Annotated in this window: 20 protein-coding genes, 1 tRNA gene and 2 rRNA genes; 1 reads left to right on the top strand and 22 read right to left on the bottom strand. The window is 64.7% G+C overall.

Annotation, left to right across the window (positions count from 1 at the left end; translation table 11 throughout):
- Window positions 1-149: 149 nt before the first annotated feature.
- A complete protein-coding gene (locus MTX34_RS17355; protein ID WP_243610226.1) occupies window positions 150-1,004 on the bottom strand; it encodes a mycofactocin-coupled SDR family oxidoreductase in 855 nt (284 codons plus the stop codon).
- Window positions 1,004-1,831 carry a mycofactocin-coupled SDR family oxidoreductase gene (locus tag MTX34_RS17350; protein ID WP_243610225.1) on the bottom strand — a complete coding sequence of 276 codons (828 nt, stop codon included), beginning with the start codon at window positions 1,829-1,831 and terminating at the stop codon, window positions 1,004-1,006. The genes MTX34_RS17355 and MTX34_RS17350 overlap by 1 nt, the downstream gene beginning before the upstream one ends.
- Before the next feature lie 91 nt (window positions 1,832-1,922).
- Between MTX34_RS17350 and MTX34_RS17345 the strand changes: the two genes are divergently transcribed.
- Window positions 1,923-2,513 (top strand): TetR family transcriptional regulator, encoded by a 591-nt coding sequence (locus MTX34_RS17345; RefSeq protein ID WP_243596101.1) that lies wholly within the window; start codon window positions 1,923-1,925, stop codon window positions 2,511-2,513.
- Window positions 2,514-3,225: 712 nt separating this feature from the next.
- Here the strand turns inward: MTX34_RS17345 and MTX34_RS17340 are convergent.
- The 20 genes from MTX34_RS17340 to MTX34_RS17245 form a co-directional block, all read right to left on the bottom strand.
- Window positions 3,226-3,299, bottom strand: a tRNA-Pro gene (locus MTX34_RS17340).
- A gap of 85 nt (window positions 3,300-3,384) precedes the next feature.
- Window positions 3,385-4,833, bottom strand: a complete 1,449-nt coding sequence (gene der / locus MTX34_RS17335; protein ID WP_243596100.1) for a ribosome biogenesis GTPase Der — start codon at window positions 4,831-4,833, stop codon at window positions 3,385-3,387.
- A complete protein-coding gene (cmk, locus tag MTX34_RS17330) occupies window positions 4,830-5,513 on the bottom strand; it encodes a (d)CMP kinase (protein WP_243596099.1) in 684 nt (227 codons plus the stop codon). The genes der and cmk overlap by 4 nt, the downstream gene beginning before the upstream one ends.
- Complete coding sequence (locus MTX34_RS17325; protein ID WP_243610224.1) at window positions 5,513-6,709, bottom strand: pseudouridine synthase; 1,197 nt, start codon at window positions 6,707-6,709, stop codon at window positions 5,513-5,515. The genes cmk and MTX34_RS17325 overlap by 1 nt, the downstream gene beginning before the upstream one ends.
- Window positions 6,710-6,721: 12 nt before the next feature.
- A complete protein-coding gene (scpB, locus tag MTX34_RS17320; RefSeq protein WP_243596097.1) occupies window positions 6,722-7,405 on the bottom strand; it encodes an SMC-Scp complex subunit ScpB in 684 nt (227 codons plus the stop codon).
- Window positions 7,402-8,238 (bottom strand): ScpA family protein, encoded by an 837-nt coding sequence (locus tag MTX34_RS17315; RefSeq protein ID WP_243610223.1) that lies wholly within the window; start codon window positions 8,236-8,238, stop codon window positions 7,402-7,404. Before MTX34_RS17315 ends, scpB begins: the two co-directional genes overlap by 4 nt.
- On the bottom strand, window positions 8,235-9,161 hold the full coding sequence (locus tag MTX34_RS17310) for a ParA family protein (protein ID WP_279393439.1): 927 nt from the start codon (window positions 9,159-9,161) through the stop codon (window positions 8,235-8,237). Before MTX34_RS17310 ends, MTX34_RS17315 begins: the two co-directional genes overlap by 4 nt.
- A 146-nt stretch (window positions 9,162-9,307) precedes the next feature.
- Window positions 9,308-10,222, bottom strand: coding sequence for a site-specific tyrosine recombinase XerD (gene xerD / locus MTX34_RS17305; protein ID WP_243610222.1), 915 nt, complete (start codon window positions 10,220-10,222; stop codon window positions 9,308-9,310).
- 5 nt (window positions 10,223-10,227) lie between these two features.
- Complete coding sequence (locus MTX34_RS17300; protein ID WP_243610221.1) at window positions 10,228-10,860, bottom strand: NUDIX hydrolase; 633 nt, start codon at window positions 10,858-10,860, stop codon at window positions 10,228-10,230.
- Window positions 10,857-12,590 (bottom strand): CTP synthase, encoded by a 1,734-nt coding sequence (locus MTX34_RS17295; protein ID WP_243610220.1) that lies wholly within the window; start codon window positions 12,588-12,590, stop codon window positions 10,857-10,859. The genes MTX34_RS17300 and MTX34_RS17295 overlap by 4 nt, the downstream gene beginning before the upstream one ends.
- A gap of 150 nt (window positions 12,591-12,740) precedes the next feature.
- Entirely contained in the window at window positions 12,741-13,688 is a 948-nt protein-coding gene (locus MTX34_RS17290; protein ID WP_243610219.1) for a copper transporter, read from the bottom strand.
- Window positions 13,685-14,869 carry a putative cytokinetic ring protein SteA gene (gene steA / locus MTX34_RS17285; protein ID WP_121872378.1) on the bottom strand — a complete coding sequence of 395 codons (1,185 nt, stop codon included), beginning with the start codon at window positions 14,867-14,869 and terminating at the stop codon, window positions 13,685-13,687. The genes MTX34_RS17290 and steA overlap by 4 nt, the downstream gene beginning before the upstream one ends.
- An 84-nt stretch (window positions 14,870-14,953) precedes the next feature.
- Entirely contained in the window at window positions 14,954-16,723 is a 1,770-nt protein-coding gene (recN, locus tag MTX34_RS17280; RefSeq protein WP_243610218.1) for a DNA repair protein RecN, read from the bottom strand.
- A 2-nt stretch (window positions 16,724-16,725) separates the two neighbouring features.
- Entirely contained in the window at window positions 16,726-17,691 is a 966-nt protein-coding gene (locus tag MTX34_RS17275; protein ID WP_243596089.1) for an NAD kinase, read from the bottom strand.
- Window positions 17,688-18,509, bottom strand: a complete 822-nt coding sequence (locus MTX34_RS17270) for a TlyA family RNA methyltransferase (RefSeq protein WP_243610217.1) — start codon at window positions 18,507-18,509, stop codon at window positions 17,688-17,690. Before MTX34_RS17270 ends, MTX34_RS17275 begins: the two co-directional genes overlap by 4 nt.
- A gap of 1 nt (window position 18,510) precedes the next feature.
- On the bottom strand, window positions 18,511-18,753 hold the full coding sequence (locus tag MTX34_RS17265) for a hypothetical protein (RefSeq protein ID WP_243610216.1): 243 nt from the start codon (window positions 18,751-18,753) through the stop codon (window positions 18,511-18,513).
- A gap of 77 nt (window positions 18,754-18,830) precedes the next feature.
- On the bottom strand, window positions 18,831-19,820 hold the full coding sequence (locus MTX34_RS17260) for an HAD-IIA family hydrolase (protein WP_243610215.1): 990 nt from the start codon (window positions 19,818-19,820) through the stop codon (window positions 18,831-18,833).
- Window positions 19,817-20,698 carry a hypothetical protein gene (locus tag MTX34_RS17255; RefSeq protein WP_243610214.1) on the bottom strand — a complete coding sequence of 294 codons (882 nt, stop codon included), beginning with the start codon at window positions 20,696-20,698 and terminating at the stop codon, window positions 19,817-19,819. The genes MTX34_RS17260 and MTX34_RS17255 overlap by 4 nt, the downstream gene beginning before the upstream one ends.
- A 72-nt stretch (window positions 20,699-20,770) precedes the next feature.
- Window positions 20,771-20,887: ribosomal RNA gene (gene rrf, locus MTX34_RS17250) — 5S ribosomal RNA — on the bottom strand.
- A gap of 133 nt (window positions 20,888-21,020) precedes the next feature.
- A 23S ribosomal RNA gene (locus MTX34_RS17245) occupies window positions 21,021-21,121 on the bottom strand; the annotation flags it as partial.

Below are 21,121 nucleotides of genomic sequence, written 5' to 3'. Positions count from 1 at the left end.
CGGCAACTGGCCGGGTACGTTCACGGCAGGATGTCCGTTGCGGAGGACATACCTCGAACGTATCCGACAGCGAGTGCAGAAGTGACCGAAATGGTCGAATCCTCGGCTCTGCCCCGGCCGAACACCCGCAATATCCTTGTGAATCACTCTTATTCGACAGGCGCGTGGTTGAAACCGGGCAAGATCATATGACCGGCGTCGACTGGAATCGTCACACCGGTCACGGCGGCGGCGAGGTCCGAGTTGAGATATAGAGCGGTGTTCGCGATCACCTCGGGCGGCATGAACGTGCGCCCCTTCAACGCATGGAAGCTGTAACCACCCGCCATCATGTCCTCTTCGGTCCCGCCCTCGTGACCGGCGAACATGTCCCAGGCACCCTGATGGTCGGTCATGGGGGTCTTGATCGCGCCCGGGTTGATCGAGTTGCATCGAATTCCGTGGGGTGCCAGTTCCAGCGCAATGTTCTTCATCAACCCGATGACGCCGTGCTTCGCCGACACGTAGTGCGCATAATTCTGACCGGGTTCGAGTCCGTTCACGGACGAGGTGATGACGATGGAACCGGCCTGACGCTCGATCATATGCGGGGCAACAGCTTTCGCCGACTTCCAGACGCCGGTGAGGTTGACGCCGATCATGTCGTCCCACGACTGCTCGGAAAGTTCCCAGAACGGGCCCTGGGTCCAGATTCCGGCATTCGCGATGAGTACGTCGATCTTGCCGAACTCCGCGATCCCCGACGCCACCGCCGCGTCCATCTGGCTCTGATCCCGAACGTCGGCAACGACACTCAGTGCCCGCCGGTCCAAGGCTTCGACCTGCTTCACCGTCTCGGCCAAGTCGCTCTCCTTCGCCATCGCGTACGGAACCGTCGCAATCTGATCAGCGATATCGACCAGAATGACATCGGCACCCTCGCGGGCCGAGACCAGCGCGTGAGCACGACCCTGTCCACGCGCGCCGCCGGTGATCAGAACTGTCTTGCCGTCGAGAAGTCCCATCAGAGTCGTCCTCCTGCATCGACCACATGTGTGGTTCCGGTGATGTATCGCCCGGCGTCCGAGACGAGGTAGAGGACAGCATTGGAGATGTCCTCGGACTCGATCATGGGAACGGGGAGCGTGTTGAGCGTCAGTGCGGCTTCCTCGAAGTCGGCTCGGGTCGGTTCGGCCAAGTCGGGGCGAAACAGGCGAAATGTTGCGTCGTTGAGGATCATCGGGGTGGCCACGGTCGTCGGATGGATCGTGTTGACGCGGATACTCTGTGGCCCCAACTCCTTGGCAAGTACCTGCATCAAACCCACCAGGCCGGCCTTCGCGGCGGTGTAGTGGGCGATGTTTTCGTTCGCGACCATCGACGCCAAGGACGAGGTGATAACGACGGATCCGCCGCGGCCGCCCGAGACGATATGCGGTGCCGCGGCACGGACGGTCTTCCAGACGCCGGTGAGGTTGATGTCGATCATCGTCTGCCACATGACTTCCTCCATCTCGAGAGCCGGCGACATCGTGTTGATGCCGGCATTCGCGATGACGATGTCGACGCGACCGAGTTCAGCGGCACCGGAGTCGACTGCTGTGGTCAGTGCGGCCAGGTCGCGAACGTCGGCCTCGGAGGCGATGATGCGACGATCGAGTGCCTCGACCAGCCGAACGGTTTCGGCCAGGTCATCGGCGGTTGCAGTGCGGTACGGAACGGTGTCGACCTGGGTCGAGACGTCGACGGCAATGATGTCCGCGCCTTCCTTTGCAAGCGCTATCGCGTGGCTGCGGCCCTGCCCCCTCGCAGCTCCGGTGATGAAGGCGACTTTGCCCTCGAGTGAACCCATGCTGCGCTCCTGACATGAACGTGTGATGTGGATCTCAGCTTATGTCACACAGTGTCAGAAGGTACGCGTTTCGAGATGCGAGGATGATCGAATGGCACACGGTGACAGCGGAGGGCGTCCGTCGGCGACCAGTCCGCACGAACTGGCCGCTGCGGCACAACAACTGTTCCTCGAGAAGGGTTTCGACGAAACGAGCGTCGAGGACATCGCGTCCGCAGTCGGAGTCAGCAGACGCACGTTCTTTCGATACTTCCCGACCAAGGCAGACGTGCTGTGGGTGGAATCGCCCTCTGAACTTGCCCGGCTACGCGAGAACTTGGCGGCCGACGACGGCTCTGCTCCCTATGAACAGGTGTTGACGCGGTCCATTGTCGCGGCGTTGACCTACCCGTCGGAGCAGCACCAATGGGCCTACCAGCGGGCACAATTGGTGCTGAAAGTACCGTCCGTCCAAACGCATGCGTCGTTTCGATTTGCCGAGTGGAAGGATGCGGCGGCCGAATTCGCCGCTATTCGGAGCGGCTCTTCCAAGACGGACCTGTTCCCGATCGCCGTCGGACATGCCGTGCTCGCGGCGATGTTGACGGCGCACGAATACTGGATCGGCGGACCAGGGCGCGACCTTCCACAGGCACTCGAATCGACATTCTCGATGCTACTGCCCGGCCTTCCGACGCGCTGACGCGCTACCGCGATGAAACATCTCGGAATCGGGCGGACGACTTCCGACACCCGGGGGGGCGACGCGCGCGAACTACGTCGACGATCGAGTGGGGCCTCCAGCATCCACAGCGGCAGGGACGCGACAACGACATCCAGTGCGAATTCGGTTGTCACCGGGGGATGTTCGATCGCAAATTCAATCACGCCGGCATAGGCGTTGGCGACGTACGCCGCGTGTAGGGCTCCACAGCCGACGATACGAACCCCGTAGTGCCCTTGGAAGCGGTTGCCGAGGTTGCTCGGGCTGGTCGGGTAGTCCATATCTGCTGCCTAGCGCAGGTGACCGTCAGGGATGACGAGAGAAACCATGCTGAACTGGCGTTTCACGCCAGACGGTGCGGAAATTGCAATTTACAAGGTGGACACCGGCCCTTGCTAGGTCAACTGAATCACCCGGCATAAGGACCCAGGACGCTCGGCGCGAACGCACGTGGCCGACCGCCGTCAGGGCTCGAGCGGTTCCCACAAGGTGTTGATCCGGGATTCGAGATTCACGCGGTCGAAGCGCCCGAACCCTCGGCTCAGTCAGGGCGGTCGAGGCGGACGTCTGTGGACACCGAAAAGCAACCAAGGAACGAGTAGTGACACTGAGCGGCAGCGAGCCAATTCTTCGAACGACAAAAGCGGTCCCGGACCGCTCCGGAACCGCTTTTGACGTACATCGATCTATGTCGGGCTGACAGGATTTGAACCTGCGACCACTTGACCCCCAGTCAAGTGCGCTACCAAGCTGCGCCACAGCCCGCCGCGCCCCGAAAGGCGCTTGCTGAGATTACCCCAGCCCTACCCCTGAGAGGAAATCGCCTGCTCAGGGGCGGGGTCGGACTACTTCAGCGGTTGTTGCCCTTGCCCGGCCGTTCCCGCTTCTCGCGAATACGCACCGAGACGCGTACGGGGCTGCCGTCGAAGTTGAACTCTTCACGCAGACGCCGCTCGATGAATCGGCGGTAGCCGGCCTCGAGGAAGCCGGTGGTGAACAGCACGAACGTCGGCGGCCGTGTGCTGGCCTGCGTCGCGAACATGATGCGCGGCAGACGTCCACCACGCATCGGCGGCGGAGTGGCCGCCACGACTTCCTTGAGCCACGTGTTCAACCTGCCGGTCGGTACACGCTTGTCCCAGGACTCCAGAGCCGTCTCCAAAGCGGGCACCAGCTTCTGCACCGCACGACCCGTCTGCGCCGAGATGTTCACGCGCTGCGCCCACGGCACCCGAGCGAGATCGCGGTCGATCTCCTTCTCGAGCTGCTGACGACGATCGTCGTCCACCAGATCCCACTTGTTGAACGCCAGCACCAATGCGCGGCCGGCATCGGCGACCATACTGAGCACACGCATGTCCTGCTCCGAGATCACCTCGGAGGCATCGAGAAGCAGAATCGCGACCTCGGCGGCCTCGATAGCAGACTTCGTCCGCAGTGACGCGTAGAACTCGGCACCACTGGCATGGCTGACGCGCTTGCGCAGTCCGGCGGTGTCGACGAATCGCCATGTCTTGCCGCCCAATTCCACCAACGAGTCGACGGGGTCGACAGTGGTGCCGGCAACATCGTGCACCACCGAGCGCTCGTCACCCGAGAGCTTGTTGATCAACGAGGACTTGCCCACGTTCGGCTTACCGACCAGAGCGACGCGCCTGGGTCCCCCACCGGGGATTCCCTCACGCGGGGTCTCGGGCAACGCCTCGAGCACACGGTCCAGCAGATCACCGGTACCGCGGCCGTGCGTGGCCGACACCGACAGCGGCTCCCCCAGCCCCAGCGACCACAGTGCGGCGACCTCGGACTCGGTCCGGCCGTCGTCGACCTTGTTGGCCACCAACAGAACCGGCGTCTTCGACCGGCGCAGCACTCGCGCCACTGCCTCGTCCGTCGTCGTCGAACCGACACGTGCGTCGACGACCAACAGGATCGCGTCGGCGGTGTGCATGGCCAACTCGGCTTGGCGCGCAACGGATGCCTGCAGACCCTTGGCGTCGGGTTCCCAACCGCCGGTGTCCTGAACCAGGAAGCGTCGACCACTCCAGTTCGCCTCGTACGACACGCGGTCGCGCGTGACGCCGGGAACGTCCTCGACCACTGCTTCACGCCGTCCGATGATGCGGTTGACGAGCGTCGACTTGCCGACGTTCGGTCGGCCCACCACGGCGAGAGTCGGTACGGCTACGGCGTCTTCGCCGTCTTCGCCCTCGTTGAGGTCGACGTATTCCCACTCGCCCTCGTCGCTCCATGTTCCGTCGCCCGCGGTTTCCGCTGCGCCGGAGAAGAATTCTTCACTCACTGGACTGCTCCACTTCTGTCGTTCACCACGAGCAGCAAACGCTCGATCACGCCGTCGAGATCCAGCTCGCTGGTATCGACGATCACCGAATCCTCGGCGGGACGAAGCGGTGACACTGCTCTCGTCGAATCTGCATGATCGCGGCGTTGCACATCCGCGAGCACGGATTCGTAGTCGTCGCCGCGACCCTGTTCGATGTTCTGCTTGTTGCGACGCTCTGCCCGCGCCTCCGGTGAGGCAGTCAGGAAGACCTTCACGTCGGCGTCGGGAAGAACGACGGTGCCGATGTCGCGGCCCTCCACCACGATTCGCGTCGAGGAGCTCGCAAGGTCGCGCTGCAGCTGCACCAACAACTCGCGCACCGCAGGCACAGCAGAGACGGCCGAGACCGCCTTGGTGACCGCATCGCCGCGGATTTCGCCGCTGACGTCCTCACCGTCGAGCAGAACGGTTTCGGACAGCGGGTCCTTGCCGATCTCGAGGGGAAGCGCAGCAACAGCTTTCGCGACTGCTTCCGCATCGGTGGGCTCGACGCCCGAACGCAGCACCCACACCGTCGCGACGCGGTACATCGCACCGGTATCGAGGTAGCTTGCTTCCAATGCCGACGCGAGCCGGCGCGATACCGACGACTTCCCGGTGCCCGAAGGCCCGTCCATCGCCACGACGAGCGCACTCATCACAGGCCTACGGATTCGTAGAGCTTGCCGATCTCGCCGCGACCGAGAACACGCAGTGTCCCTGGACGCTGATCGCCGAGCACGATGTTGCCGACATCGGTACGTACGAGTCGTCCGACCGGGAAGCCGACCTTGTCGAACAACCGACGCACGATGTGCTTGCGGCCCTCGTGCAGGGTCACCTTGACGAGCGACTTGCCGTCGGAGATGTCGAGCAGCTGGAAACCGTCGACCTTCACCGGGCCGTCGTCGAGGGTGACGCCCTCACGCAGCTGCTTGCCGAGCGTGCGGGGAATGGTGCCCGACAACGTCGCGAGGTAGGTCTTCGACACCTCGAACGACGGATGCATCAGGCGGTGGGCAAGATCACCGTCGTTGGTGAACAGCAACAGCCCTTCGGTGTCGGCGTCGAGGCGGCCGACATGGAACAGTCGCTGCCCCGCCTGAACCCGCTCGGACACGATGTCGCCGACGCACGGGCGTCCCAGATCGTCGGACATGGTGCACTGCCATCCACGCGGCTTGTTCATCGCGAGATGAACCAGTTCTTCCTTCACGACCACGCGGGTGCCGTCGACCCGGACCACAGCAATGTTCGGATCGATGCGGATGCCCTGTTCGGTGACGATGCGTCCGTCGACCTCGACGCGGCCGTCGGCAATAAGTTCCTCGGCTGCGCGACGCGACGCGACGCCGGCCTGTGCGAGCACCTTCTGCAACCGGACGCCTTCGCCGGCAGGCACGTGCTTGCGCGGTGAGGAATCGGTGTGCTGATGCTTCGCCGGCTTGGCGTTGCTGATCGTGGTCGACGGAACCTGCTTCTTCTGCGGCTTCGGCGGCTTGGGACGCGAGGGCTTCTTACGAGGAACAGCGTCGTTGCTGCGGTCGTTGACGCCGGTCTCGGCAGGCTTGTGGTCGAACGAGTCGTCCTGCTCGACGCCACGGCGAGGGGCAGGTCGGGCTCCTGTGCGAGGAGCTCCGGTACGGGGTGCGCCTGCGCGAGGTCCCCCGGTGCGCGGGGCTCCAGCGCGAGGTGCTCCGGTACGGGGAGCCCCGTCACGGGGTGCAGCGTCGCGGGTGCGATCTCCGCGGCGCGCGTCACGCGGAGTGTCCGACCTACCTGCGGTCGGCTTCTTGCGTGGGTCTTGTCTCTTGTTACGGTCCGGTGTGCCATCACGGCGAGCGGGCTTGTTCACTTGTCTTACCTATCAGTCGTCCGAGTCGAGCTCGGCTGCCGGATCGGGTTTCGATCCGCGGTTCTTGGTGGAGCGGGTCGTTCTCGGGTCGGTGTCCATGCTGTCACTGATCTCGTCGATCAGGTCCACACCCGGTAACAGCGGTGCCAGCTCGGGTAGATCACCGAGCGATGCGAGCCCGAGCCGTTCGAGGAACAACTCGGTGGTGCAGTACATCGTGCCGGTCGTCTCCGGGTCGGTTCCTGCTTCGGAGATCAGTCCACGGGCGAGCAACGTACGCATCACTCCATCGACATTGACTCCTCGCACGGCGCTGACTCGCGCGCGGGTCAACGGTTGACGATATGCGATCACGGCCAGGGTTTCCAATGCCGCGCGTGTGAGCTTGGACCGAGCGCCGTCCAGAAGCAGCCGTTCGACGTACGGCGCATAGGCGGTTCGGGTGTAGAAACGCCATCCGTCACCGGCGTACCGAAGGTCGATTCCGCTGGTTCGTTCGGTCAGTGCAGCGGCCATCGCCGTCAAGGCCGCGCGCACGCGGGCCACCGATGCACCCACGGCCGAGGCGAGCTGCTCGTCCGAGGCGGGAGTGTCGACGATCAGCAACACAGCTTCCAGCGCCGACGCGAGAGTGGTGTCGTCGAGCTCCTCGGAATCCTCGACGTCCTCGAGCTCGAGTTCGGGATCGGCACTCATGCGTAGTCCTCTTCCGTGACCACGATGGGTCCTTCGTCCTTACCGGTCCAACTCACTCGAAGATCGCCGAGCGGCTCGGGCTGCTCGAATGCGATCACCTGTTGCCGGAACAGCTCCAGCAACGCCAGGAATCGAGCGATTATTTCCACCTGCACCTCGCAGTCCTGCACCAACTCCGAGAACGACGCCCACTCGTTCAGGCCTCGGCCCTGCAGATTCTCCAGCAACCACGCCGCCTGCTCGGGAATCGAGACCGCGTGCTGATGGATGTGATCGAGTCCCACCTGGGGAATCGGCTTGGGTCTGAAGGCCGCTGCGGCGATGTCAGCGAACGTGGCCGGGTCGACGCCGAGCAGCACCTCGGGAATCAGGTCTGCGTACCTGTCCTCCACCGACACCGATCGCGGATAACGCCGCAACGCAGCAGCTTCCAGCTCACCGAACAGCAGAGCAACCTGCTTGTACGCGCGGTACTGCAGCAACCGCGCGAACAGTAGATCCCGTACTTCGAGCAGAGCCAGATCCTCGGCGTCCTCCACATCACCCGAGGGCAGCAACCGTGCCGCCTTGAGATCGAGCAGTGTGGCGGCGACGACGAGGAACTCAGTCGTCTGATCGAGACCGACATCGGCACCGAGCGATTTGGTGAACGAGATGAAATCGTCGGTGACGGTGTGCAACGCCACTTCGGTGACGTCCATGCGGTGCTGACTGATCAGCGACAGCAGCAGATCGAACGGGCCCTCGAAGTTGAGCAACCGCACCCTGAATTTCGACGGATCCGCGTCGGCGGGAACCTCGATCGGGGCGTCGTCGGCAGCGTCGACGGTCACGGACCCGACCGGTAGATCACCTCGCGCGCAAGGGCGCGGTACGCCTGTGCGCCGCCGGATTTGGGAGCCCAGGTAGTGATCGGTTCTCCGGCGACACTGGTTTCCGGGAATCGGACGGTACGAGTGATCACCGTGTCGTAGACGACGTCGCCGAACACCTCGACCACTCGCGTCATCACCTCACGCGAGTGCAGCGTGCGGGCGTCGAACATCGTCACCACGATGCCGGCCAGCTTCAGACGTGGGTTGAGACGATCGCGCACCTTCTCGACGGTGTCGTTGAGCAACGCCAGCCCGCGGAGGCTGAAGTATTCGCACTCCATCGGGATCAGCACCTCGTCGGCACACGTGAGCGCGTTGACCGTCAACAGACCGAGGGACGGCTGGCAATCGATGAGGACGTAGTCGTAACGATCGAGAATCGGATGCAGCACCCGCCCGAGCGTCTGCTCCCGGCCGACCTCGGTGACCAACTGAATCTCGGCCGCGGAGAGATCGATGTTGCTGGGCAGCAGATCGAGATTCTCGACGCGGGTGCGCATCAACACGTCGTCGGCCGAGACCTTCGCTTCGACGAGGAGGTTGTAGACCGTCAGATCGAGCTCGTGATGTGCGACGCCCAATCCCGCGGACAGTGCGCCCTGCGGGTCGAGGTCCACGAGCAGTACGCGGCGGCCGTAGCCGGCCAGCGAGGCACCGAGATTGATGGTCGATGTCGTCTTGCCGACGCCACCCTTCTGGTTGCACATTGCAATGATCTTGGCCGGGCCGTGACTGGACAACGGCTGCGGATCCGGGACCGGCCGGGTCATACGACCCGTGGGCCCGAGCTCGTTCGGAGCAGGAATGATGTCGCGTGTCTCCCGACTGGATTCCGGTTGACGCGTCTGGAACAGGGCGCCGTCGAGATGTGGATGATCCAAAGCTGACTCCGCCGCTGGCGGCTGCGGTGTCGACACGTTCCAGCGCTCCCCTGTCCCGTTCGTCTTCGAGTAGATCTGGCAAACGCTACCGCTTGGTGCGCCGGCAATGTCATCGGACACGCTGACACACGACCGCCGGCCTCGTGCTATCTCGCCCGCGGGTGCGCGCCGGCCCACACTTCGCGCAGCGTGTTGACGGTCACGAGGGTGTAGATCTGCGTCGTCGTCACCGATGCATGCCCCAACAACTCCTGCACGACGCGGACGTCGGCACCACCGTCGAGCAGATGAGTCGCGAAGGAATGTCGAAGGACGTGCGGTGAGACCCCTGCGGTGATTCCCGCCCTTTGTGCGGAATCCTGCAACACCTGCCACGCGCTCTGCCGAGACAACCTGCCGCCCCGGACGTTGAGGAACAGCGCAGGGTTCGAGCGCGAGACCAGCCCCGGCCGCCCACGCACCAGGTAGGCGTCGACGGCCTCGATCGCGGGTCGTCCGACCGGGACGATGCGATGCTTACCGCCTTTGCCGCGCAGTAGCACCGAGCGGGCCTCGGTGTCGATGTCGTCGACGTCCAGCCCGACGGCCTCGGAAATGCGAGCTCCGGTGGAATACAGCAGTTCCAGCAAGGCTCGATCTCGCAGCCCTCGTGGCGCGTCGGAGCCCGCGACCGACGCCGATTCGAGCAACGCCACGACCTGGTCGACGGGGAGCGACTTCGGTAGTCGCTTCGCCGGTTGGGGCGGCTTGACCTCACTCGCGACGTTGCGGTCGACCATGCCCTCGGCCAGCGCGAATCGGTGCAGACCCCGCACCGCGATCAACGTCCGAGCAGCCGAACTCGCTGCGAGAGCAGGATATTCGTCGTCGCCGCGCCGGAGATAGAGCACGAACTCGGTGATGTCGTTCTCGGCGACCTTCGCCAGATCGGTGATGCCGTAACCACTCAGAAAGCGCTCGTACCGCACCAGATCGCGACGGTAGGACGACACCGTGTTCGGTGCCGAACCGCGCTCGACCACCAGATGGTCGAGGTACGTGCCGATCTGCTGCCCGATCACGGTGGCTACTTTCGTGAACTCTTCCGATTCTCGAACGCAGTGGGTAGATCCGCCCACGGCGCATCGGCCGGGCGCAGTTCGGTACCGGTGGCGCGCGCCGCAGCGAAAGCGAGCACGCCGGCCACGGCGGATGCGTTGACGATCTCGCCCGACAGCGCGCGACGGACGGCCTCGTCCAGTGGCACGTAGGAAAGCTTTATGTCTGCTTCCTCGTCGTGGGCCTCGGGCCGATCGACCTCGGTCAGATCCTGAGCGAGGAAGATCCGCACGGCCTCGTCGGTGAACCCGGGCGAGGCGAGCACATCGACCAGAACCGACCACGTCTGGGCGGCGAGCCCGGTTTCCTCGGCGAGCTCACGCTGGGCTGCCAGCACCGGCTGCTCCCCCGGCGCGTCCAACAGACCGGCAGGCAACTCCCACAGGCGTCGACCGATGGGGTGCCGGTACTGCTCGATCATCGCCACTCGGTCCTGATCGTCGACGGCCAGAATCCCGACCGCACCGTGATGCTCGATCACCTCACGCTCGGCCTGACGACCGTTCGGCATCGCGACCTGATCGAGCCGGAGCGCGAGGATGGCACCGGAGTACGGCACCGACGAGTCGAGGGTGGTGAACTCGTGCCGGGACTCGGTCATCCGACGGTCTCGGCGGCGGCGTCCGATTCCTCCGTCTGCACGGCATCTCCATGCACGTCGACGGGCAGACGTTCCGCGGCCTTGTACTCGAGCGCGGCGTTGATCAGCGACGCGAACAGCGGATGCGGACGGGTCGGCCGGCTCTTGAGCTCCGGATGCGCCTGAGTGGCGACGAAGAACGGGTGCACCGAGGCAGGCAACTCGACGAACTCGACCAGGTGGCCGTCCGGAGAGGTACCGCTGAACACCAAGCCGCTCTTGGCAATTCGGTCCCGGTAGTCGTTGTTGACCTCGTAACGATGACGATGCCGCTCCGAGACGCTCTCGGTGCCGTACGACGCCGCGACGACCGAGCCCTTCTGCAGGGTTGCCGGGTAGGCACCGAGGCGCATCGTGCCACCGAGATCGGCGTCACCGGCGACGGCGTCTTCCTGATCGGCCATGGTGGAGATCACCGGATCCTTGGTGTCCGGATCGAACTCGGCGGAATTGGCATCGGTCAGACCGACCGAACGAGCCGCCTCGATGACCACACACTGCAGTCCGAGGCACAAACCCAGCAACGGAATCTTGCGTGTGCGTGCGAACTCGATGGCCCCGAGCTTGCCCTCGATGCCGCGGATACCGAAACCACCGGGAATGAGCACGGCGTCGACGTCGCCCAATGCGGCCTGCGCCCCCGCAGGCGTCGAGCACTCGTCGGATGGAACCCACTTGATCTCGACCTTCGCGCGATGGGCGAATCCACCGGCACGCAGCGCCTCGGTGACCGAGAGGTAGGCGTCGGGCAGGTCCACGTACTTGCCGACCAAGCCGACGCGCACGGTTTCGCGTGGCTGGTGGACACGCTCGAGCAGTCCACCCCAGATGGTCCAGTCCACATCGCGGAACGGGAGACCGAGCTGACGGACGACGTACGCGTCCAGGCCTTCCTTGTGCAGCACCTTGGGGATGTCGTAGATCGACGGCGCGTCGGGCGTGGAGATGCAGCCGTCGACGTCGACGTCGCACATGAGCGCGATCTTGTTCTTCAGTCCGGGCGGCACGTCGCGATCGCAACGCAGGATCAACGCGTCGGGCTGAATACCGATGCTGCGCAGTGCTGCGACGGAGTGCTGGGTGGGCTTGGTCTTGAGTTCACCGGACGGAGCCAGGAACGGAACGAGCGACACGTGCAGGAAGAACACGTTGTTGCGGCCGACGTCGTGGCGCACCTGACGCGCTGCTTCGAGGAACGGCTGCGACTCGATATCTCCGACGGTGCCGCCGATTTCGGTGATCACGACGTCCGGCTGGTGCCCCTGGAGGTCCGGGCCGTTCATCGCGAGAATGCGGCGCTTGATCTCGTCGGTGATGTGCGGGATGACCTGAACGGTGTCGCCCAGGTACTCACCGCGGCGTTCCTTGGCGATGACCGTCGAGTAGACCTGGCCGGTGGTGACATTGGCGAACCCGGACAGATCGCGGTCGAGGAACCGCTCGTAATGTCCGACGTCCAGGTCGGTCTCGGAGCCGTCCTCGGTAACGAAGACCTCACCGTGCTGGAAGGGGTTCATCGTGCCGGGATCGACATTGAGGTAGGGATCGAGCTTCTGCATGGTCACGCGCAGTCCGCGTGCGGTCAGTAGCTGGCCGAGGCTGGATGCCGTCAGGCCTTTTCCGAGTGAGGACGCAACGCCCCCACTGACGAAAATGTGCTTGGTGTCGGAACGCGACTGAAGGCGTGACAATGAGGCTCCCGTGACGAGTCTGCAGGGCTTGCTCCTATCAGGGGGCTGATAAGAGAGGTGAAGCGTGGAAATTGGGCCTGCTACCCACGGGACTTCACGGTAACACCAGTACCTACCTCACCGCCAACGACACGCTCGTTCCGCCGGCGATCAGCTCGCCGGCGCTCCGACGGTCACGGCGTTCGCGTTCGGCCCGGTGCCGTAGCGGCCCGACGCCCCGTCCAGCTGCTCCGCCAAGGCGAGAACAGTGGTGATCCGTCCTGCTTCACGGTCGACGTTGTCGACGGTGCTGAGCGCGGACGACAGCGCCGAATCGGCCCGCACGACAGCGATGGAGCCGTTGCCCTCCGCCGCGCCGGATCGGCCCGCCAGTACCGCGCCTGCGCCACGTGAGTCGAGAGCACCAGCGAACCGCGCGACGATGGCACCGCGATTGCCGTCCTCCACGTCCGAGGTGCCGGAACCGGTGACGACCACAGCCAATTGAGCGGGCGCGACGGCACCGTTGTCGTAGGCGATGAACCCACCGCTACGCAGCGTCTCCAGCGCCAGTGAGAGCTCCTCGGGAGTCGACTGTGGCTGAGCGGTCTCCGCATCGAGCAGCAGCACCGAACCGAGTAGGTCTCCGGCGAGGCTGCCCTGGTCCACCGCGCCGGTGCGCAACTGCACGCCGGCCGGAATGACGTTGGTCAGGCGCGTACGAAGATCGTCACCGTTCGCAGCGGAGACGAACGAATCGGTCAGTGACACCCGGCCGGTGACGGTGGCACCCGACGCTCCGATCGACCGCGTGACTCCGTCGACATCCCCGGGGTCGGCATCGGGGGTGGTGATGACCACAACACTGCGATCGACCAACGCATCTCGCAACACCCGGCCCGACACCGCGGCGTCGAAGCCGTCGGCCGAGTTGAGTTGCTCACCGAGCTGATTGTTGGTCGCCTGCAGATCGTCCACCTGAGTTTCGAGACCGGTCTTGTCGTCTCGGAGGCCAGAGACCAGTCCGCTCGAGAGCAGACCCGAACCGAGCACTATGCCGATGGCCAGTGCCACGAAGACCGCTGCCAGCGAAATGGCATGTTGGCGAAGCGAAATCACGAAAGCAACCCCTGGAACCACAGAGCGAACCGGTTCCACAGATCGATTGCCCAATCCAACGCTTCACCGCCGATGTTGGACACGGCCAACGCCACGATCACGGCAACGAGCGCCGCCAGAATCAGCAGGGCGATCGCGCCGCCGGACACGCGGCTGCGGTACAGCGTCGCCACAGCTTTGGCGTCGACCAGCTTGGCACCGACCTTCAGACGCGTCATGAATGCGGCCGGGTTCGTGTTGCGTCGACCGCGATCGAAGAACTCGTCCAGGCTGGCCGGACTACCGACCGACACGATGAGCGAGGCCCCGTGATGATCGGCCAACAACAGTGCGAGATCGGCAGCGGCACCGGTGGCCGGGAACGTCATGGCACCGATACCCAGATCCTGAATGCGTTCGAGGCCCTGCGCGTGTCCGTCGGAATCCGCCGGAAGCACCACCTCGGCACCGCATTTGAGCGTCTGCGCCGTGACGTCCTCGGGATCGCCGACGATGAGATCAGGGCGATGACCCGCCTTCATCGCGGTATCGGCACCTGCGCCGACGCCGATGATGACGGGCGAGTACTCCTTGATGAACGGCTTGAGGTTCTTCAGATCCTCGGCGTGACCGGGACCGTCGGCCACGATCACCACATGGCGACCCTTGAGGTCGATGTCGATGTCCGGCACGCCGACGCCGTCGATGAGCAGCGGACTCTCGGTTCGAATGAACTCGATCGTGTTGCCCGAGAACGCTTCCAGATGGTCGACCAGACCCGTTTTGGCCTCGATCATCTTGTCCGAGATCTCGGCTTCGCTCTGCTCGTCACCCTTGGCGAGGCGCCGATCGCCGGTGTAGACACCACCGTCGTTGAGGCGAATCTTGGTGCCGTCCTTGATCTTCTTGAAGATCTCGGTGCCGGCCGAGTCGATCAAGGTGATCCCGTTGGCGACGATGGCCTCGGGACCCAGGTTCGGGTAGCGCCCGGAGATCGAGGGCGACGCGTTGACGACCGCGAGCACCCCTGCCTCGACGAGCGCATCGGCGGTCAGCCGGTCCAGGTCGAGCTCGTCGAGCACGACGATGTCACCGGGGCCGACCCGTTTGAGGAGCTTGGCCGTGTTGCGATCGACTCGCGCGATCCCAGTGATTCCGGGCAGCGAATCCTGACTACGTGACAGCAGTGCCGGCATCTTCATGAGGACCATGATGACCCGATCGACACGCCCGGCGATGGAGGCGCGCCGAAACAACTACCACACTGATCACATCAGCACCAAAAGTTACAGCGCGGCTCGATCGGCGTTTGCGGTGGCCAACAGCTCCTCGGCATGCGCGCGACCGGTCTCCGTATCGTCCAGACCCGCGAGCATTCTCGCCAGCTCGACGACGCGTTCCGTCGACGACAGCGTCCGAACCCCACTGTTCGCCGCACCCTTCTTCGCATCGGTCTTGTCGACCACCAGGTGCGTGTCGGCAAACGCTGCGACCTGCGGCAAGTGGGTGACCACGATGACCTGGTGCGTGCGAGCCAATCGGCCGAGTCGACGCCCGACTTCGACGGCCGCACGGCCACCCACTCCGGCGTCGACCTCGTCGAAGACCATCGTCGCGCCCTTGTCCGAGCCCGCCAACACCACTTCGAGCGCCAACATCACCCGCGACAGCTCACCGCCCGACGCACTCTTGCTGATCGGCAGAGCCTGGGCACCGTCGTGCGCGGACAGGCGAAACTCGACCTCGTCGACGCCATTGCTGCCCGCATGCAGTTCGGCACCGTCGACGACGATCGGAGCCGTGTCCGACGGCCCGGCAGGCAGTGCGCGAACATCGATCTGCAGCTTGGCTTTTCCCATCGCCAAGCCCGCCAGCTCGACGCTGACCGCCTTCGAGAGCTTCACCGACGCCTTCGCCCGTGCCGCACTGAGCTTGGCGGCAGCTGCCGCAACGTCGACCGCAGCCGCGTCGACCTTGGAGCTCAGCTCGGCGAGAGCATCGGCCGAGGTGTCGATGTGCGAGAGGCGCTCACGGGCATCCTCCGCCCAGGCGATCACACCGTCGACATCGGCGGCGTACTTCCGCGTCAGCGACTTCAGCTCGGCCTGTCGATTCAGGATCGAGTCGAGCGCGCCCGGATCGGACGGCAGATCCGTCAGGTACGAGGTGAGGTCTGCCCCGATGTCGCCGACGATGGCCATCGCGTCGTTCAGTCGCGGCAGCAGCTCGGTCAGAGCGGCGTCCTCGGCGTGTTCGAGGCGAGAGCGCGCCTCGCCCAGCAGATACAACGCCGAGGCCGTGTCCGACGCCTCCTCGGTGCTCCCGACAAGTGCCGCCGAAGCACCTTCCGCGGTCTCCCGCAACGAATCGAGGTCCCCCAGCCGGCGCACGTCCTCGGCCACCGAGCGATCTTCGCCCGGCTCCGGTGCCAAGGAGTCGATCTCCTGTAGTCCGAACTGCAGCCGGTCCGCTTCCTGTGCCAGCTCACGGCTTCGTTCGGTGCGATCGATCAGCTCGTTGCGCGCGTCGAGCCACGTCTTGCGCGCGGTGCGGTACTTCGAGACCAGCGACGCCACTGTGTCGCCGGCAAACCTGTCCAGTGCGCCGAGCTGCTGGTCGGGACGCAGCAGACGCAGCTGATCGTTCTGACCGTGCACCGTCAGCAACGAGTCGGTGAAGTTGGACAGCACCGACGCGGGCACACTGCGCCCACCGAGGTGCGCACGAGAACGACCGTCGGAGTTGACGGTACGTACGGCGATGATCGAATTGTCCTCGTCGCGTTGACCTCCCGAGGACTCGAGCACCTTGTCGACGTCCTCGATCACCTGCTCCGACGCGGTGTCGGTACTGAATCGTCCCTCGACCACCGCGCGCTGCGCTCCGAGCCGAACCCGGCCTGCGTCGGCGCGGGCACCCGACAGCAGGTGCAGACTGGTGACCACCATGGTCTTACCGGCACCGGTCTCGCCGGTGAGGACAGTCAGTCCCTCGTGAAACTGTGCGCTGGCACCGGAAATGACTCCGAGGCTGTCGATCCGAATCTCTTCGAGCATCCCTACCTCGCTCTCCCCCGCCACCCGGTCACGGGCAGTTCGAATTTCTTGACCATGCGATCGGCGAACGGTGCCGAATCGAGTCGAACCCATTTGATCGGTGACGCTCCCCGCACCACCTCGACGCGAGCGCCGGCAGGCAGGCTCAAAGTGCGCCTGCCGTCGCAGAACACGAATCCCGCGTGTCCGCCGGCATCGATCTCGACCGCAACGATCGACTCGGGACTGGTCACGAGCGGGCGCGCGAACAAAGCATGTGCGTTGCTCGGAATGACCAGTATCGCTTCGAGTTCCGGCCACACCACAGGTCCACCGGCCGAGAACGCGTAGGCCGTCGAACCCGTCGGCGTGGAGATCAGCACGCCGTCACACCCGAAGGCGGACACCGGTCGACCGTCGACTTCGAGAACCACCTCGAGCACTCCGAGCCGGGACCCGTTCTCGATGCTCGCCTCGTTCAACGCCCAGCCGCGATCGACCACCTGATCTCCGACGCGAACCGCGATGTCCAGCGTCATGCGTTGCTCGATGCGGTAGTCACCGGCGATGACGCGAGCCAGCGCATCTTCGAGATGGTCGGCCTCCGCCTCGGCCAGGAACCCGACGTGTCCGAGGTTGATGCCGAGCACCGGAATGGAGGCTGCTCGAGCGAGCTCGGCTGCGCGCAGGAAGGTGCCATCACCGCCCAGGACGAGGACCATCTCGCAGCCTGCGGCCGCGTCGGGGCCGAACTCGACGACGTTGAGCTTCATGTCCGCAACGAACACGTGGTCGTGTTCCTCCGTATCGGAAGCCTCGATCTTCGATGGCTCGACCTCGTCCACCAACACGCGAAGGCAGATACCTGCTTCGTCGAACACCTTGCCTACGCGGCGGGCCGTCTCGGCGATGTCCGGTCGACCGGGATGGGCGACGAGAAGTATTTCTCGGGTCGACTCCAGTTCCGGTGCCGCATGGGACGGAGTCACTGTGGTCCTTCCTCGATCGCGAGCCGGACGAGTTCCGTGATGTCGGCGCGTGGCGATTCCTCGCCTGCACCTGCCCTCAGCCACAGAAAGTACTCGACATTGCCCGACGGCCCCGGCAGTGGGCTTGCTGCCACTGCCTGCACCGTGAGGTTCAAACCGACGGCCGCCTTGGCCACGTCCTCGACGGCTTCGGCTCGCAGCGCGGGATCTCGGACCACACCGCCGGAACCCACTCGATCCTTGCCGACCTCGAACTGCGGCTTGACCATCAACACCATGTCGGTGCCCGGCTTCGAACATGCGACGAATGCGGGAAGAACGAGCTTCAACGAGATGAACGACAGGTCGGCAACGATCACGTCGACCGGTCCACCGATCGTGTCGGCGTCGATCGACCGGACGTTGGTGCGGTCGACGACGTGCACTCGGGCGTCGGATTGCAGGCGCCACACCAGCTGCCCGTACCCCACGTCGACAGCAACGACTTCACGAACGCCTCGACTGAGTAGAACGTCGGTGAACCCACCGGTGGACGCACCGGCGTCCAGACAACGAGCGTTCTCGACCGTCAAACCGAGAGGCTCGAATGCGTCGAGTGCACCGAGCAGCTTGTGTGCGCCGCGTGAGGCCCACGAGACCTCGTTGTCCTCTTCCACGACCAGCAGAGGCGTACCCGGTTCCACCGCAGTCGCGGGCTTGGAGGCCACGGTCCCGGCGATCTTCACTCGGCCTGCTTCGATCAACTCCGAAGCGTGCTCACGGGATCTGGCGAGTCCACGCCGAACCAATTCGGCGTCTACACGTGCGCGACGAGCCACGTCAGGTCTTGTCGACGGTGGTCAGGGCACGCACGAGTACCTCGTGCGCCCGGTCCAGCAGACTTGCGTCGCGCGCGAGGGCGTCGGCGTCCACAGTCTCTGATCCCTCGTGGTCCGTCGACTCGATCGTGAGCTGATTCAGCAGCGAGGAAACTTCGGTGCGAACGGTGTCCGGATCTGCCGACGATTCATCGCCGGCACTGCTCGGCCGGTGCTGTCCTGGTAGTGGGATAGACGCGCTCATCGCCTCTCACGCTATCGGATGGGTCCGACGAACGCCCGATCGCCGCCGCTCTCCGAACGCCGCGGTCGAATGCTGTGTCAGCACCCGAGCAGCGAACGCAGATCGTCGAGTCGATCCCCCTCGAAGTGAACGTCCGAGAAGGTCGAGCCGGACCAGGCGACGTTCAGTGTCGCGAGCGCACCCTCGAACGAATTCGGCGCACCGTCGCCGCCGTACCGCACCGACAGCACCTCGTTCTCGATGCCGACCGTCCAGCCGGTCTTGCTACCGACGCACGACGCCGTCTCGTCCTCGTTCAGGACTCCGAGATCGGTGCCGATGTGAGTGGGCCGCAGATGCCGAGGAGCACGCAACAACTCGGCAGCGGTACTGACGCCGGTCAACACCAGCAGCGACGGCAGGCCAATTTCGTTCGCGCCGGCGATGTCGGTGTCGAGCCGGTCTCCGACGACCAGTGCTGAGCGTGCTCCGCTGCGCTCGATGGCGTCGTGCATGATCGGGGCAGCGGGCTTGCCTGCCACTATCGGCTCGATCTCGGTGGCGTTGCGAACCGCTGCGACCATCGACCCGTTCCCCAGAACGAGTCCTCTCTCGGTCGGCAGGGTGGCATCGATGTTCGTGGCCACCCACAGCGCACCCGCACGGATGGCGAGGACGGCCTCGGCCAGCATCTTCCAGCCCGTGTCGACCGAGTGACCCTGCACCACTGCGACCGGGTCGTCGTCGGCAGACCTGACCGGTTCTAGACCGACCTTGGTGATCTCGTCCGCCAACGCGTCGGTGCCGACGACCAGCACGCGAGAACCTGGGTCCAGCTTGCCCGCCAACACACGGGCACCGGCCTCGGAACTGGTGACGACGAACTCTGCCGTGGTGTCGAAGCCGAGAACACGCAGATGTTCGGCAACGTCCTCGGGGGCTCGGCTGGCATTGTTGGTGACGAAGTACTGCTTCTCCGAACCACCCGACAGTGCTTCCACTGCACCGGGAATAGGGTCCTTGCCGGCATAGACGGTGCCGTCGAGGTCGAGCAGTAGAACGTCGTGGAGATCACGCAGCATCGTCACCGATTGCCTCCGGACAGCTCCTCGACTCGCTCTTCCGCGTCGGTCTCACCATCGACATCGGCTGCGGCAGCGTTGAGGAACCACTTCACACCTTCGTCGACGCGACCCGCCGCAACGAGAGCATCTGCATAGACGTAGAACAGGCGAGCAGCCGCGGTTCCCGAGCGAGATGCGTCGAGGTCCGGGGTCTGCAGAGTGACGACGGCCTGGTCGTACTGGTTCAGATCCATTCGGGCACCTGCCACAACGATCCGAAGCTCCGACGCTTCCTCGCCGGTCAACTCACGCGCTTCGTCGCTGCGACCGAGTTCGATAGCGCGCTCGGGTCGGCCGAGTCCGCGCTCGCAGTCGGCCATCACAGCGATCAGACCCGGTCCGCCGGCCATCCGCCGAGCGGCGCGGAGCTCCGACAATGCTTCGGCCCACTCGCCGGCGTGGTAAGCAGCGATCCCTGCGGTTTCGCGCACTACGGCGATGCGGCCGGCTCGCTGACGAGCAGCGCGCGCGTGCAGCAGCGCCAACTGCGGATCGTCGTCGAGCAGCCTGCTGGTCATCACGAGGTGACGTGCGACGGCGGTTGCGTTGTTCTTGTCCAAGCTCAGCAGGTCTCGACGTACTGCGGGTTCGAGCTGTCCGGCTTCGACCTCGTCGGGTAGATCCGGCTCATCGGGACGCGGCGGTCGACGGTCCGACGACGCGCTGTTTCCGCGGCGATCGCCCGAGAACCCACCTTCACCGCCACGCCTGCGGGGAGGACCGTCCGAGCGACGCGAGTCTCCGCGGCGGTCCTGAGCGCGGGGGTTGCGGTCTCGGGACTCGCTCGGGCGGTTGCCGCCGTCCCCTCGGGAGGGGCGACGATCGTTGTTGTCTTCCGACACGGGCGTCCTTTCGGATTTCGGTACAAACGCAAAAAGGGGACCCACCAAGTGGGTCCCCTTTTTACAACGGGTGTTCGGCGGTGTCCTACTCTCCCACACCCTGTCGAGTGCAGTACCATCGGCGCTGGAGGGCTTAGCTTCCGGGTTCGGAATGGGACCGGGCGTTTCCCCTCCGCTATGGCCGCCGTAACTCTGCGAAACAGTGTCACGAGCGAACCTGCCACCCACACACGTGTGGGTGGCGGATTCGTGTATTCGATTGTGCTTGCTGAATCAACTCGTGTGTTGTTTCAGACATTGCACAGTGGACGCGTAGCTTCTTTGTGGTAAGTCCTCGGCCTATTAGTACCAGTCACCTGCATCGGTTACCCGACTTCCAGTTCTGGCCTATCAACCCGGTGGTCTGCCGGGGGCCTTACCCCC

Source organism: Rhodococcus sp. ARC_M5, assembly GCF_022810405.1.
Taxonomy (GTDB): Bacteria; Actinomycetota; Actinomycetes; order Mycobacteriales; family Mycobacteriaceae; genus Rhodococcoides; species Rhodococcoides navarretei.
The sequence above is the reverse complement of the archived record's forward strand: the minus strand, read 5'-3'. Positions and strand labels throughout refer to the sequence as shown.